Origin of the sequence: Streptomyces sp. NPDC020884, from assembly GCF_044333935.1 — a bacterium.
Lineage (GTDB): Bacteria > Actinomycetota > Actinomycetes > Streptomycetales > Streptomycetaceae > Streptomyces.
Genome location: NZ_JBIRRY010000012.1, coordinates 64,692 through 79,518 on the forward strand (window position 1 = coordinate 64,692; position 14,827 = coordinate 79,518).

The 14,827-nt window shown below is 70.0% G+C and carries 12 protein-coding genes; 8 read left to right on the forward strand and 4 right to left on the reverse strand.

What is annotated here, in order from left to right:
• Positions 1–347: 347 nt before the first annotated feature.
• Positions 348–3,317, forward strand: coding sequence for a family 16 glycoside hydrolase (locus ACH4UK_RS32040; RefSeq protein WP_398361976.1), 2,970 nt, complete (start codon positions 348–350; stop codon positions 3,315–3,317).
• 111 nt (positions 3,318–3,428) lie between these two features.
• Here the strand turns inward: ACH4UK_RS32040 and ACH4UK_RS32045 are convergent, their stop codons facing one another.
• Positions 3,429–3,776, reverse strand: coding sequence for a PRC-barrel domain containing protein (locus ACH4UK_RS32045; RefSeq protein WP_398361977.1), 348 nt, complete (start codon positions 3,774–3,776; stop codon positions 3,429–3,431).
• A gap of 288 nt (positions 3,777–4,064) precedes the next feature.
• Between ACH4UK_RS32045 and recA the strand changes: the two genes are divergently transcribed.
• Positions 4,065–5,141: a recombinase RecA gene (gene recA, locus ACH4UK_RS32050; protein WP_398361978.1), complete on the forward strand. Its 1,077-nt coding sequence runs from the start codon at positions 4,065–4,067 to the stop codon at positions 5,139–5,141.
• A 167-nt stretch (positions 5,142–5,308) separates the two neighbouring features.
• Here the strand turns inward: recA and ACH4UK_RS32055 are convergent, their stop codons facing one another.
• The gene (locus tag ACH4UK_RS32055) at positions 5,309–6,559 is read right to left on the reverse strand and encodes a pyroglutamyl peptidase (RefSeq protein ID WP_398361979.1); all 1,251 of its coding nucleotides are present in this window, start codon (positions 6,557–6,559) and stop codon (positions 5,309–5,311) included.
• A 182-nt stretch (positions 6,560–6,741) separates the two neighbouring features.
• Positions 6,742–7,686, reverse strand: coding sequence for an oxygenase MpaB family protein (locus ACH4UK_RS32060; protein WP_398361980.1), 945 nt, complete (start codon positions 7,684–7,686; stop codon positions 6,742–6,744).
• Between the two features lie 179 nt (positions 7,687–7,865).
• On the opposite strand from ACH4UK_RS32060, the gene ACH4UK_RS32065 reads away from it, so the two are divergent.
• The 6 genes from ACH4UK_RS32065 (at position 7,866) to ACH4UK_RS32090 (ending at position 14,112) form a co-directional block, all read left to right on the forward strand.
• On the forward strand, positions 7,866–8,471 hold the full coding sequence (locus ACH4UK_RS32065; protein WP_398361981.1) for a TetR/AcrR family transcriptional regulator: 606 nt from the start codon (positions 7,866–7,868) through the stop codon (positions 8,469–8,471).
• Positions 8,472–8,935: 464 nt separating this feature from the next.
• Positions 8,936–10,417 carry an NCS1 family nucleobase:cation symporter-1 gene (locus ACH4UK_RS32070; protein ID WP_398361982.1) on the forward strand — a complete coding sequence of 494 codons (1,482 nt, stop codon included), beginning with the start codon at positions 8,936–8,938 and terminating at the stop codon, positions 10,415–10,417.
• A 23-nt stretch (positions 10,418–10,440) separates the two neighbouring features.
• Positions 10,441–11,166, forward strand: coding sequence for an aspartate/glutamate racemase family protein (locus ACH4UK_RS32075; RefSeq protein ID WP_398361984.1), 726 nt, complete (start codon positions 10,441–10,443; stop codon positions 11,164–11,166).
• Positions 11,167–11,234: 68 nt separating this feature from the next.
• Positions 11,235–12,572, forward strand: a complete 1,338-nt coding sequence (allB, locus tag ACH4UK_RS32080; protein WP_398361985.1) for an allantoinase AllB — start codon at positions 11,235–11,237, stop codon at positions 12,570–12,572.
• Positions 12,573–12,653: 81 nt separating this feature from the next.
• Complete coding sequence (locus ACH4UK_RS32085) at positions 12,654–14,000, forward strand: OFA family MFS transporter (protein WP_398361987.1); 1,347 nt, start codon at positions 12,654–12,656, stop codon at positions 13,998–14,000.
• Positions 13,969–14,112, forward strand: coding sequence for a hypothetical protein (locus tag ACH4UK_RS32090; protein WP_398361989.1), 144 nt, complete (start codon positions 13,969–13,971; stop codon positions 14,110–14,112). Before ACH4UK_RS32085 ends, ACH4UK_RS32090 begins: the two co-directional genes overlap by 32 nt.
• Here the strand turns inward: ACH4UK_RS32090 and ACH4UK_RS32095 are convergent.
• Positions 14,109–14,777: a 2-phosphosulfolactate phosphatase gene (locus ACH4UK_RS32095; protein ID WP_398361991.1), complete on the reverse strand. Its 669-nt coding sequence runs from the start codon at positions 14,775–14,777 to the stop codon at positions 14,109–14,111. The two genes, ACH4UK_RS32090 and ACH4UK_RS32095, sit on opposite strands and share 4 nt — an antisense overlap.
• Positions 14,778–14,827 lie beyond the last annotated feature (50 nt).

The following is a 14,827-nucleotide window of genomic DNA, read 5'->3' on the forward strand; positions in this document are numbered from 1 at the left end:
ATCGGGCCGCCGGTTGCACGACCCGACCAGAGGGCGCGCGACCTCGACCGAAGGCCGCAAACAGACAGCGCTTCCTGCTCACACCCCCCCTCGGCGCGACCCCGGCCCCGGCTCGCAGCAGACACGCCGTGCCCGCTGCGAGCACCCACGATGACAACGACACCCTCCCCCGGCGCGACAGGAGCCGGAGCTCGACTCCGGCGGTCGACCGCACACCAATTTTTGCAACGATAAAAGAAAGCGCTTACCGACCTGTTGCCTTTCCGGCGGCGGCTGCCCTTCACTGTGAACGGCAGCCCGTCGGCCACCGGACCGCCGGCTGCCTCGGCCCTCAAGGAGGAAGGCCCATGCAGCCGTTGGCCGCATTTGTCTCAGCCCTGTTCCTGGTATCTCTCGTCCCGGGACAGGCCGCCGCCCAGCCCCCCGACATACCGCCCCAGGAACCGGGCGTGACCATGCGGGTGTTCGACGTACAGATGCCTCTCGACGACTTCTGCGAGCTCAAACCGGGCCAGACGCCCAACGTCGACGAGTTGAAGCCGACGATCGACTGGACCACCGCCGAGGACTTCGGGCTGAGCGGGAAGTTCGTCACCGAGGTGACCGCGTATCTCGACGTCCAGGCACCCGGAGACCATGACTTCCGCATCACCAGCGACGACGGATCCCGGCTGATCATCGATGGCACGGAGGTCATCGACAACGGGGGCGTACACGGCGCCCAGGCCAAGGAAGGCTCGATCGAGCTGACCGAGGGCCACCATCCGCTGCGCATCGACCACTGGGACGGCGAGTACGACCAGCGCCTCCTGCTGGAGTGGCGGCCACCCGGAGCAGACGGGTTCTCCGTCGTGCCCACCTCGGTGCTGAGCACGGACGCCGACGTCACCCGGGTCACCTCGCCGGGCCGCAAGCTGTGCGAGGGCGTCGACGAGTCACCGGGCGACGGCCTGCCGCTGGGCGGTGTCCACCCCGACTACACGCTGACGGATCTGCGCCCCGACGGTTTCGAACCGCAGGTCACCGGCATGGACTGGCTGCCGGACGGCCGACTGGCCGTCAGCACCTGGGGCGGCAGCAGGGAGAGCGAGCTCGGGCAGGTGTATCTGCTCGACAACGTCACCGGCGCCACCGACCCGTCGAAGGTGACCAAGAAGCTGGTCGCCGAGAACCTTCTCGAGCCGATGGGCCTCAAGTACGTCGACGGCACCCTCTACGTGTCCGAGAAGGACGGTCTGACCGCGCTGGTCGACGAGGACGGTGACGAGGTCGCCGACGAGCACCGCACGATCGCGACCTGGCCGTTCGGCGGGAACTACCACGAGTTCGCGTTCGGATTGCTGTACGAGAAGGGGCACTTCTACGTCAGCACGGGTATCGCCATGGTCCCCGGGGGCGCGACCCAGGACCCGCAGAACGTGCCCAACCGCGGAAGCACCCTGAAGATCAACAAGGACACGGGCAAGGTGTCCTACGTGGCCGGAGGGCTGCGCACGCCGAACGGCCTCGGCTGGGGCCCGGAGGGCGAGATCTTCGCCACCGACAACCAGGGCGCGTACGTGCCGACGTCGAAGCTGGTGCGGATCAAGCAGGGCGCCTTCTACAACCACCACACGAACCCGGACGGCCTGTACGACAGCCAGCCGGTGACCGAGCCCGTGCTCTGGCTGCCGCACGGTGAGATCTCCAACTCGCCGAGCAACCCCCTCCTCCTGCCCGACGGGCCCTTCGCCGGGCAGATGGTGTTCGGCGATGTGACCTACGGCGGCCTTCAGCGGGCGTTCCTGGAGAAGGTCGGCGGCGAGTACCAGGGCGCGGTGTTCCGGATGACGCAGGGCCTGGAGGCCGGGGTCAACCGGATCAGCCTCGGCCCGGACGGGGCGATCTACACCGGCGGCATCGGCGACTCGGGGAACTGGGGCCAGGAGGGCAAGTTCAAGTTCGGCCTGCAGAAGCTCTCGCTCAGCGGCGACGACGCCTTCGACATGCGCGCCATGCGCGCGATCGACGGCGGTTTCGAGATCGAGTACACGCAGCCGTTGTCCGAGGAGACCGCCGATGACCTGGCGGCCAAGTACACCGCCCAGCAGTGGCGTTACGTGGCGACTCCGAAGTACGGCGGCCCGAAGGTCGACGAGGAGACCCTCGACGTCACCTCGGCGACGCTGTCCGAGGACCGCACGACCGTGACGCTGAAGATGGACGACCTGCGCCCCGGCCGGGTGGTGCACGTGCAGTCCCCCCGCCCGTTCGCCGCGGAGTCCGGAGCGGAGCTGTGGAGCACCGAGGCGTGGTACAGCCTCAACACGCTGCCCGACGGCGCGAAGGCGCCTCCGGTGTACGAGGCGGAGTCCGCCTCGCTGGACGGCGGCACCAAGTTCAACGACAACCACTCCGGCTTCTCCGGCACGGGCTTCATCGACAACAACTGGGAACCGGGCGCCAGCACCACCTTCGCCGTGCGCGCCGACAAGAAGGGCCGGCACGACCTCGCCCTGCGGTACGCGAACGGGCAGAACTCCGACCCGGAACCCACCCCCAGGTCGATGACCGTGTACGTCAACGGCGAGCGGTGGAAGCAGATCTGGCTGGACTCCACCGTCACCTGGAACACCTGGGCGACCCACGTCGAGTCGGTGCCCCTGCGGAAGGGCGCGAACACGATCGCCTACGTCTACGAGCCCGAGGACGACGGCCATGTGAACCTCGACAACCTCACCGTCACTCCGACGCAACGCACCACCCTCTTTGACGGGTCGAACCTCGACGCCTGGGAGTCCAAGGACGGCGGTCCGGCGAAGTGGCCGGTGGCGGACGGGACCATGGAGTCGCTGGGGGGAGACATCCGTACGAAGGAGAAGTTCGGCGACTTCCGGATGCACGCCGAGTGGTACCAGCCCGACTATCCGCCGGAGGTCACCGGGCAGGCCCGGGGCAACAGCGGGGTCTACATCCAGGAGCGTTACGAGCTGCAGGTGCTGGAGTCCTTCGGGGTCGACACACCCGCCAAGAACGACGCCGGGTCGATCTACCTGCAGAAGCCGCCCGACGTCAACGCGGCGACGCCGCCCGGCACCTGGCAGAAATACGACATCGAGTTCCGGGCGGCTCGCTTCGACAGTGAAGGCAAGAAGGTGGAGGACGCACGGGTGAGCCTGCGGTGGAACGGCAAGCTGGTGCACGACGACGTGGCCATCACCGGCCCCACCGGGGCCGGCCGGCCGGAGGGTCCCGCACCGGGCCACATCCGGTTGCAGGACCACGGAGACCCCGGTGACAACCCGAGGTTCCGCAACATCTGGATCGAACGACTCTGACAGCCGCGTCCACCGCGCGACGACAGCGGTGCTGCCTCCCCCGGCGTTCGGGGGAGGCAGCACCGCTGCGTGCTCTCCTGGCCCGTCGTCGATCCGCCCTTGGCTTGGGGCTCAGGCCTGCAGGGAGAGGTAGTACGCGCCGACCTCGGCCAGGTACCCGTGGTCGGTCGTCTCACTGTCGGTGGTGAACCGGGGGGCCGATTTGATCTCTTCCCGGGACGGCGCGACCTTCACCGTCTGCGCGCCGGTGTCGACGGCGGTCACCGCACCGGCCGGGATCAACACGCTCCTGCCGAACTTCCACACACCGGTGTCGACCACCAGGTGCTGCATACCGGGCTCGTCCTCCTGACGTTCCGCATGTCCGATGACACCGTCCGCGGCCTCCACGCTGAAACCCGCCAGCGACTGCCCCGCGGCGTAGCCGCTGTCCCGTCCGAACGCCCATACATCGCCCACAGGCCCGTCTCCTCAGTCCCGCCCGGCTGCGATGCCGGACGCCTTTGCGATCTCGTCATCCGCTGATGCCCCGATACGTGCCGGGCAAGCACCATCAGCCCGCCACGAAGGGGGGAACACGGTCCCGGCGCGCTCCCCGTCCCGCTTCCGTCGGTTTGGTACCTTTCACTGGACACGAAAATCGATCGAATGTTCGCTTTCGGGATCTTCGACACGTCCGTTGTCGGCAGTAGACGCCCCCGTTCTCCGACGTGCGGCGTGCCACTCAATCGGACCGGGTGACAGCTCATGGCAGGAACCGACCACGAGAAGGCGCTGGACACCGCGCTCGCGCAGATCGAGCGGAAATTCGGCAAGGGCGCGGTGATGCGCCTCGGTGAGCGGCCGAACGAGCCCATCGAGGTCATCCCCACGGGGTCGACCGCGCTGGATGTGGCGCTCGGCGTCGGCGGTCTGCCGCGTGGCCGTGTGGTGGAGGTGTACGGGCCGGAGTCCTCCGGCAAGACGACGCTGACGCTGCACGCCGTGGCGAACGCGCAGAAGCTCGGCGGCTCGGTGGCGTTCATCGACGCCGAGCACGCGCTGGACCCGGAGTACGCGAAGAAGCTCGGCGTCGACATCGACAACCTCATCCTGTCCCAGCCGGACAACGGTGAGCAGGCGCTGGAGATCGTCGACATCCTGATCCGCTCCGGCGCGATCGACCTGATCGTCATCGACTCCGTCGCGGCCCTGGTGCCCCGCGCCGAGATCGAGGGCCAGATGGGCGACTCCCACATGGGTCTGCAGGCCCGTCTGATGAGCCAGGCGCTCCGCAAGATCACCAGCGCGCTCAGTCAGACGAGGACGACGGCGATCTTCATCAACCAGCTGCGCGAGAAGATCGGCGTGATGTTCGGCTCCCCGGAGACCACGACCGGTGGCCGGGCGCTGAAGTTCTACGCGTCGGTGCGCCTGGACATCCGGCGTATCGAGACGCTGAAGGACGGGACCGACGCGGTCGGCAACCGCACCCGCGTCAAGGTCGTCAAGAACAAGGTCGCGCCGCCGTTCAAGCAGGCGGAGTTCGACATCCTCTACGGCCAGGGCATCAGCCGCGAGGGCGGCCTGATCGACATGGGCGTGGACCACGGCTTCGTCCGCAAGGCCGGCGCCTGGTACACGTACGAGGGCGACCAGCTCGGCCAGGGCAAGGAGAACGCCCGCAACTTCCTCAAGGACAACCCCGACCTCGCCAACGAGATCGAGCGGAAGATCCTCGAGAAGCTCGGCATCGGGGCGTCGGCGAAGGCCGTGGTCACCGAGGACCCGGGGGCCGTTCCGGTCCCCGATGCCGCCCGGCCCCAGGCCGCGAGCGCCGCCTGACGGGCAGGCGCGCGCCGACCGCCCCGGGCCGGTGACCGGCGGGAACGGCCGCAGCTGTTCCCAACCGGCACCCGCCCCGTCGGCGACCCGGACACGGCGCGGTGGCAGGACCGGCCGGACACGGCCCGCACGCCGGGCCGCGCCAGCTCTCCTCGTCCCCGCGGTCCTCAGTCGGCCGCGGTGATCGCCGTCTCCACCAGCGCCCGTACCTGGTTCACGATGTCCGCGCGGTTGTGCTCGAAGTCCGGGTCCGTGACGCGGCCCGTCTCCGGGTTCGCGTTGTCCGCGCCGAACTCCATGATCGGGGTGTGCAGATGGCCTCCCGACAGCTTCGACAGTCCCAGCCGGTCGCGCAGCAGGGTGGCCCGGTAGGCGATCTCGTTGGACAGGTAGTCGCCGCCGCCACCGGCCCGCGCCACCGAGCCGGGGGTGGGGCCGTCCGGCCTGACCACCGGCTGGGTCCCGCCCGCCGGGATCTCGGTGACCTCGGTGCGGTCGTAGACGGGGAAGCGGCCGGTGTCCGCCTCGGTGAGCCGGCGGTACGGGAGGGTGATGGAGGTCCACTGCGGTTGCGAGCCGGGGTCGGCGACGGGGACGGTCTCGGTGCGCGCCAGGTTCTCGTTGTCGGGGAAGCCGCCGCGCCAGGCGCCGTTGGTGCGTTCGACGTCGAAGCGGCCCTGCCGGCCCTGGCTGATGGTGGTGAACAGGTCCAGATGCGGCAGATGCCGGGCCAGGGCCCGCTCGACGGTGCCCTCGGTGAAGTCCGTCCAGCGCACCGGGAAGACGGTGGTCTCGATCCGCGCGAGGCCGTCGGCGGTCCGTACCAGCGTGCCGTCCAGCGCGAGCGCGCTCGCGCCCGAGGGATTGCCGATCCGCGTGTCCCTGTCCAGCGTGAACGGGTCGAATCCGGTGACCAGGATCCGCTTGACCTGGCGCCCGGGGTAGCGGATGTCCTCCTGCCCGCGGGACGCGGTCTCCAGGGAGGTGCGCAGTGCTTCGCGCTGCTCGTCGTCGAGTCCGAACGGGGGCGTCCACTCGCGCAGTGCGCGGTTGAGCGCGAGCCGGGCCCAGTAGAGCGGGCGGTCGTCGCTCCGGTCCAGGTCGCCCGCGGCGGGGCCGCGGCCCTGGGCGCGGTCCACGGCCCGCTGCCACAGCGCGGCGGCGTGGCGGGTCACGGTCCGCTCCGCCTGCGCAGGGTCGCGGGAGCCCGCCAGGGCCTGGGCGAAGCGCGGGGCGAGGACGTCGAATCCGCTGCGCCGCAGGATCTCCTGCGGAGCGGCCCGGTCCAGACGTCGCTCCTCGACGGTGGGCTCCGCGGTGGTGCGGGCCGTGTCGGCCGACGACGCGGCGGCGGGCAGGGCGGGACCTCCCAGGGTCAGCAGGAGTGCCACCGCGCCGAGGCCGAACTTCGTGCTCATGGGGATCGGGTGCGTCACGCGCGTCCTTTCGGTGGAAGGGGTGGTCGCAGTATCTCGGTTCCACCGGGCTGCTCAGGGGCAGAAGCTGTGAGGACCTGTCGGGGAGGCGGCGGTGGCTGCTCCGGCGGCGACGTGAGGCCGCTGTGAACGGCCCGCGGCCGCGTGCTGTCGGTGACCCGGCTTCAGCGCTTCGGCGCGTAGTGCTGAGGGAGCTCGCGCCGGTCTTCGGGCGGCAGGTTCCGGGCCGGTGTCTCCACCAGCCCTGTCGCCCACCGCTCGCGGTCCCATCCGGCACGGGCGCGCGGATGGAAGCGGCGCCGCTCGGGCAGGCATTGCCAGGCGTGGTGCACCAGTTGGCCGACCATGCGCAGCAGCCGTTCGTCGTGGGGCGTCCAGCGAAGCCCGAGGCGTTCGCGTACGACCTGTGGATACAGGCCGACCGTTATCCAGAGCGTGATCCGGACGATGGGAATGCGGGCGAGGGCCCACAGCGGCGAGGGCAGGAGCCGCAGGAGGGGCGGTTTGGAGATGCGGCGCATGTTCAGGACGTCCCGGGTCGGGCGGTTGTCCTCCAGGACGTCGGCGCACATGTGGTCCCAGTACCGCTGGAACTCCTCCCAGCTGCGGGGAACGGGCTTCATCGACAGGCCGTACAGGGCGTACCAGCGGACGTGCTCCTCGAAGAGCGTACGGCGCTGCGCTTCGGTGAGGCCGCCGCCGAAGTGCTCGGCCACCTGCACGGTCAGCATGAAGAACGTGGCGTGCGCCCAGTAGAACGTGCCCGGGTTCAGTGCGTGATACGGGCGACCGTGCTCGTCCACCCCGCTGATGGAGGCGTGATAGCCCCGCACTTCGCGGGCCGTCCGGGCGGCGAGCGGGCCGTCGTAGACCACCCCGCCGATCGGGTAGAGCGAGCGGAAGAGGCGCTCCCAGCGCTCCTCGAAGAAGCGGGAGTGCTCGGCGACGCCCGCGCCCAGCTCGGGGTGCATGTTCTGCATCGATCCGGCCCAGGGGGCGAGGAGGAGGCCCCTCCAGTCGCCGAACCAGCGCCAGGTGAGGGAGTCGGGGCCGAGCGGCTCGACGGCTCTCGGGTCGGTGGGGTTCGGTTCTTGAGCTGACGCTGTCACGTGTGCCTCCGCTGAAGGATGACGTTCCGGGGCCGCGCTGTACGTGGTTGTTCGCGCCGATGCCAAGGCCGCCCGTCCCGAGCAGGTGCGTCGAGGGCCATCTGAGGACACCTGTCATCAGGATAGAATCTGAAGACGACTGTCGTCAATTGCGCCAACGGATACCGGAGGAACCGGAGTTGACGGAACGGAGCTGGGGCGGAAGCACCCTCGCCGATCGCCGGGCGGCCCGCCGACAGATCCTGCTGGACGTCGCCGAGCGCCTCGCCGGCGAGGAGGGGTGCGCGGCCGTCACGGTCCGGTCCGTCTGCCGGGAGGCGCGCCTGACGGACCGCTACTTCTACGAGAGCTTCACCGGGCGCGGCGACCTGCTCCTCGCCGCCTTCGAGCGGGTCGCGGACGAGGCCCGAAGGGCTCTGGAGGCCGCCGTCGCGATCAGTGACCCGCGCCTCGAGACCCGGGCCCGAGCCGCCGTCTCCGCCTTCGTCAGCCTCGTCCTGGACGCGCCGCACAAAGGCCGCCTGCTGCTCCTGGAACCCTTCGCCGACCCGGCCCTCGGGGCCCACAGCCACCGGGTCATGCCGGTGTTCACGGACCTCGTCGGCGGCCAGCTCGCCCGGACCGGGGACGACCTGGACCGCCGAATGGCCGCGCAGGCCCTCGTCGGCGGCCTGGCGAACCTCTTCGCGGGGTGGCTGCACGGCACGCTCGACGTGCCGCGCGAGCGACTGGAGGCGCACTGCGTGGAACTGGTGCTCGCGGCACTGACCGCCTCACGGGAGTAGCGGCGAAGGCGCGCAGGCGCCGCCGCCCCGCCACCGCACCGCACGGACGACCACCACGCCACGCCGGGCCCGGCCACGGCGACGCACCCACCCGGGTCCCCGACCCGGCGTCACAGCCGGCCGCGGGCCCGGCCCCTCCGCCGCGCCCGCAGACCGCCGCCGCCCGGACCTCCGGGCCGCGCCGGACATCCACGGCCGGACTCCCGCGGCCGGATCCAGGACGTCGGCGGCAGCCGCCCCGTCACGGGCGGCGCACCCCCTCAGAACCACCAGGCGGAAGTCGTCCGTCCGGAACTCTTGACGTTGCCCTTTGGCGAAAACTACGTTTCCTCTCGCGGAAAACAACTTTCACTTTGTGGAAACACCCAAACTCTCGGTCGCCGGGAGCACGTCGCGCGCCTCCCTCGAGGCGCAGCGCCGACGGGCTCCGTCGCGACCCCTGACGAGGACTCGAGGGCCGATCGATGACAACAGTGGAGGAGCGCCCGTCCGAGACGGGCACCGGAGCGACCAGCTCCGCTCTCTACACCTACGATCTCGCCCCGACCAAGCGTGCGGGGCGCCGCTGGGGGGCGTACAACGTCTTCACCCTCTGGGCCAACGACGTGCACAGCCTCGGAAACTACGCATTCGCCCTCGGGCTCTTCGCGCTCGGGCTCAACGTGTGGGGGATCCTCGCGGCCTTCCTGCTCGCGTCCGTGCTGCTCTTCCTCCTGCTGACGCTCTCCGGGTTCATGGGCCACAAGACGGGCGTCCCGTTCCCGGTCATGAGCCGCATCGCCTTCGGGATCAAGGGCGCGAAGATACCGGCCATGGTCCGCGGCGTCGTGGCCATCGCCTGGTTCGGCATCCAGACCTACCTGGCGTCCGCCGTCCTGAGCGCCCTGCTCATCGCGATGTTCCCCGGGCTGCGTGATCTCGACACGAACTCCGTGCTCGGCCAGTCGACGCTCGGCTGGATCACCTTCCTCGCCCTGTGGGCCCTCCAACTGCTCATCGTGAGCTACGGCATGCAGATGATCCGGCGGTACATGGCCTTCGCGGCCCCCACGACCCTCATCACCATGTGCGCGCTGGCGGTCTGGATGTTCGTACGGGCGGACGCGTCGCTCTCCGTCTCCATCGACGCCCCGCTGGTGGGCGGGGAGATGTGGCTCCAGATCCTGCAGGCCGCCGCCCTGTGGGTGGTGATCTACGGGACGTTCGTGCTGAACTTCTGCGACTTCACCCGGTCCGCCAAGAGCCGCGGTTCCATCGTGCGCGGCAACGTGATCGGCATTCCGGTCAACATGATCTTCTTCGCGGTCATCGTCGTGGTCCTGAGCGGGGCGCAGTTCAAGCTCGACGGGCATGTCATCACGAGCCCCACGGACATCGTCCGGACCATTCCGAACATGTTCCTGCTCGCGACGGCGTCCCTCGCCCTGATCGCCCTGACGATCGCGGTGAACCTGCTGGCCAACTTCGTGGCGCCGATCTACGCGCTCATCGACCTCTTCCCGCGCCGGCTGAACTTCCGCCGGGCGGGCGTCGTGAGCGCCATCGCCGGCCTGATCATCCTGCCGTGGAACCTCTACAACAGCCCGGTCGTCGTGAACTACTTCCTCGGCGGACTCGGCGCCCTGCTCGGCCCGCTGTTCGGCGTGATCATGGCGGACTACTGGCTGCTGCGCAGGTCCCGGGTGAACGTGCCGGCGCTCTACACCGAGGACCCCGCAGCCGAGTACCACTACCGTCGCGGATTCAACCCCCGCGCCGTCGCGGCCTTCGTCCCCAGCGCGGCCGTCGCCGTCGTGGTCGCCCTGGTGCCCTTCTTCCACGCGGCGGCCGGCTTCTCCTGGTTCGTCGGCGCGATCCTCGCCGCCGCGCTCTACGCCCTCATCGCCGACCGCACCGCGCGGATGAGCGACGTGGACGGCGAGGCCATCGCCGTCGCAGCCGAATGAACCAACAAGCAGAAGGCCGGGCCATGCGCATCCTCGTCGTCAACGTCAACACCACGCGATCGATCACCGCGTCGATCGGCGAGCAGGCGGCCGCCGCCGCCTCCCCCGGCACCGAGATCATCCCGCTCACCCCGCTCTTCGGAGCGGAGTCCGTCGAGGGGAACTACGAGAGCTACCTCGCCGCCATCGCGGTGATGGAGACGGTCCGCGCCTATCCCGAACCGTTCGACGCCGTGATCCAGGCGGGATACGGGGAGCACGGCCGCGAAGGGCTCCAGGAACTGCTCGACGTCCCGGTCGTCGACATCACCGAGGCGGCCGCGAGCACGGCCCAGTTCCTCGGCCGCACCTACTCCGTGGTCACCAGCCTCGACCGCACCGTCCCGCTGATCGAGGAGCGGCTCCACGCCGCCGGGCTGAGTGCGCGCTGCGCCTCCGTGCGCGCCAGCGGTCTCGCCGTACTGGATCTGGAGCGGGACGAGGAGGCTGCCGTCGAGGCCATCGTCGAAGAGGCCGCCCGCGCGGTGGAGACCGACCGGGCGGAAGTGATCTGCCTGGGATGCGGGGGCATGTCCGGGCTCGCCGACCGGGTCGCCGAGCGTACGGGAGCGCCCGTCGTCGACGGCGTGAGCGCCGCGGTGACCATCGCCGAGTCCCTCGTACGCCTGGGTCTGTCCACCTCGAAGGTGCGCACCTACGCGCCGCCGCGGCCCAAGGCCTTCGTCAACTGGCCGCCGTCGGCCCGCTGAAGCGCCTCGCACGTCCCGGATCCCCGGCAGCGAAAGCCGGAACAACCCCGAAAGAGGAGGAGCCTGCGTTGTCCGACGTACAGCTCGTACTGCGCTCGACCCGTGTCATCACCCCCGACGGCACCCGCCCCGCGTCGATCTCCGTCTCCGGAGGGATCATCGCGGCGGTCCTGCCGTACGACGCCGAGGTGCCGGCCGGCGCTCGCCTGGAGGACGTCGGCGACGACGTGGTGCTCCCGGGTCTGGTCGACACCCATGTCCATGTGAACGACCCCGGGCGCACCGAGTGGGAGGGCTTCTGGACCGCCACCCGGGCCGCCGCCGCCGGTGGCATCACGACGCTCGTCGACATGCCGCTCAACTCGCTCCCGCCGACCACGACGGTTGCGCATCTGCGGGTCAAGCAGGAGGTCGCCCGCACGAAGGCCCATGTGGATGTCGGCTTCTGGGGCGGCGCGCTGCCCGACAACGTCCAGGACCTGCGCCCCCTGCACGACGCGGGCGTCTTCGGCTTCAAGTGCTTCCTGTCGCCCTCCGGCGTGGAGGAGTTCCCCGAGCTCGATCAGGAGCAGCTCGCGAACTCTCTCGGGGAGATCGCCGGATTCGGCGGCCTGCTGATCGTGCACGCCGAGGATCCGCACCATCTGACCGCAGCCCCGCAGAAGGGCGGGGGAAAGTACGCCGATTTCCTCGCCTCCCGGCCGCGCGACGCCGAGAACACGGCGATCGAGAACCTCATCCAGCAGGCCCGGCGGCTCGAGGCCCGTGTGCACGTGCTGCATCTGTCGTCCTCGGACGCGCTGCCGCTGATCGCCGCCGCCAAGGCCGAGGGCATCGCGATCACCGTCGAATCCTGTCCGCACTTCCTCACCCTGACGGCGGAGGAGGTCCCCGACGGCGCGACCGAGTTCAAGTGCTGCCCGCCGATCCGCGAGTCCGCCAACCAGGACGCGCTGTGGGAAGGACTCGCCGAGGGCACCATCGACTGCGTCGTCTCCGACCACTCCCCCTCGACCGCCGATCTCAAGAGCGCCGATTTCGCCACCGCCTGGGGCGGCATCTCGTCCCTCCAACTGGGCCTGCCCGCCATCTGGACCGAGGCCCGGCGTCGCGGCCACCGCCTGGAGGACGTCGTCCGCTGGATGTCGACCGCTCCCGCCCGACTCGCCGGACTGACCGGGAAGGGCGCGATCGAGGCCGGCCGTGACGCGGACTTCGCGGTGCTCGACCCCGATGCCACGTTCACCGTCGACCCGGCCGAGCTGGAACACCGCAACCGGGTCACCGCCTACGCGGGCAGGACGTTGCGGGGAGTCGTCACCTCGACCTGGCTGCGCGGGGAGCGCATCGTCGACCACGGCAGGATCGGTGAGCCGACCGGACGACTGCTCAACAGGAACGGTTGAGTCCGGAATCGAAACGAACGTGATCACAGATTTGTCAACGACCTTTTCAATCAGATTCCCACTCACTACGGTGAGGGACTCATGAGTCCCCCCATCGCCCCCGTGGGCTGGAGCCGGTGGCTGGTGCCGCCCGCCGCCCTCTCGATCCACCTCTCCATCGGCCAGGCCTACGCCTGGTCCGTGTTCAAGCCACCGCTGGAGAGCGCGCTCGATCTGAGCGGCACCCAGAGCGCCCTGCCCTTCCAGCTCGGCATCGTCATGCTCGGCCTCTCCGCCGCCTTCGGCGGCACCCTCGTGGAGCGCCGGGGGCCGCGCTGGGCCATGACCGTGGCCCTCGTCTGCTTCTCCTCCGGCTTCCTGATCTCCGCACTCGGCGCCGCGACCCAGCAGTTCTGGCTGATCGTCCTCGGCTACGGATTCGTCGGCGGCATCGGCCTCGGCATCGGCTACATCTCGCCCGTCTCGACGCTCATCAAGTGGTTCCCCGACCGCCCCGGCATGGCCACCGGGATCGCCATCATGGGATTCGGCGGCGGCGCGCTGATCGCCTCGCCCTGGTCGGCGCAGATGCTGGATTCGTTCGGCAGCGACAGCTCCGGCATCGCCCTGGCCTTCCTCGTCCACGGGCTGGCCTATGCCGTCTTCATGTTGCTCGGCGTCCTGCTCGTACGGGTCCCGCGACCACGCGTCCAGGAGCAGACCGACGGTGCCGCCGCACCGGCCCAGGGCCCACAGGTATCGGCGCGCCAGGCCCTGCGCACCCCGCAGTTCTGGCTGCTGTGGGTCGTGCTCTGCATGAACGTGACCGCCGGCATCGGCATCCTGGAGAAGGCCGCGCCGATGATCACGGACTTCTTCGCGGACACCTCCACCCCCGTCTCGGCGACGGCCGCCGCGGGATTCGTCGCCCTGCTGTCGGCGGCCAACATGGCCGGCCGTATCGGCTGGTCCTCGACCTCCGACGTGATCGGGCGCAAGAACATCTACCGCGTCTACCTCGGCGTGGGCGTGCTCATGTACGCGCTCATCGCCCTGGTGGGATCGACCTCCAAGCCGCTGTTCGTGCTCTGCGCGCTGGTGATCCTGTCCTTCTACGGCGGCGGCTTCGCCACGATTCCCGCCTACCTCAAGGACCTCTTCGGCACCTATCAGGTCGGTGCGATCCACGGCCGTCTGCTCACCGCGTGGTCGACGGCCGGTGTCCTGGGGCCGCTCATCGTGAACTGGATCGCCGACCGGCAGGAGGACGCCGGAGAACACGGCGCCGATCTGTACGGGACGTCGCTCCTCATCATGATGACCCTGCTCGTCATCGGCTTCGTGGCCAATGAACTGGTCCGCCCGGTGCACCCGTCCCACCACATCGAAGCCGTACGGTCCGAGAAAGGAGCGCCCGATGTCCGACGACCGCAGTCAGAGTCCGCCTGAGGTGCACGACCGGCGGCCGCTGATCGTCTTCGCCTGGCTGTGGGTGGGCACCCCGCTCGCCTACGGGCTGTACGAACTGTTCCGCAAGGCGACTCAGCTGTTCACCGACTAAAGCGGACGGAGGACCATGAGCGAGTCCTCCGCCGTCGCGGCCATGGCGAAGGGGAACCGGTCGAGCTCCAGGCAGAGTTCGACGTCATCAGGGTGAACTCCCTGACGCACTCCCCGCGCCAGCTCGCCCGCGGCGCGCGAGGCGGCGGCGCGGCGGAGGAACGATGCCGCGTCCGTCTCCGCCCCGGCGGCCCTCCGCGCGATGTACTGGGCGCACGCCAGGTCCTCATCGGCGCGGCCGTCCTCGCCGGTGACCACGAACGTGACGCTGTCGCACGCGCGTGTCCGCAGGAGCCGAGCCGTCGCCTCCGCCACCACGAAGCCGGCGCACAGCACCAACGACGCCTCCTTCACCGCGAGCGCACCGACCGTCCCTGCCGTGGTCTTCTGCACCACGGTCCGGCCGCCGAGGTCGACGGAGCGCAGCAGACCCGGCGAGTTGACGGCGTCGAACCCCGGCGCGGGTGGACCGTCCTTGAGCGCCAGCCACTCCGGATGGCGCGCCTTGAGCGCCAGGGCCTCGTCCGGCGACTCGGCGAGAACGATGCGCTCAGCCCCCTGCTCGAAGGCCCAGGCGGCCACCGTGTAGGCGCGCATGACATCGACCACGACCGCCACCGACGGGGCCTCGACCAGCTCGGCGATGCCGAGGAAACGAGCGTCCATCGCGTCATGATCGCGTACGGGCGGCCCGGTCGGCCCGGACCGCCCGAACC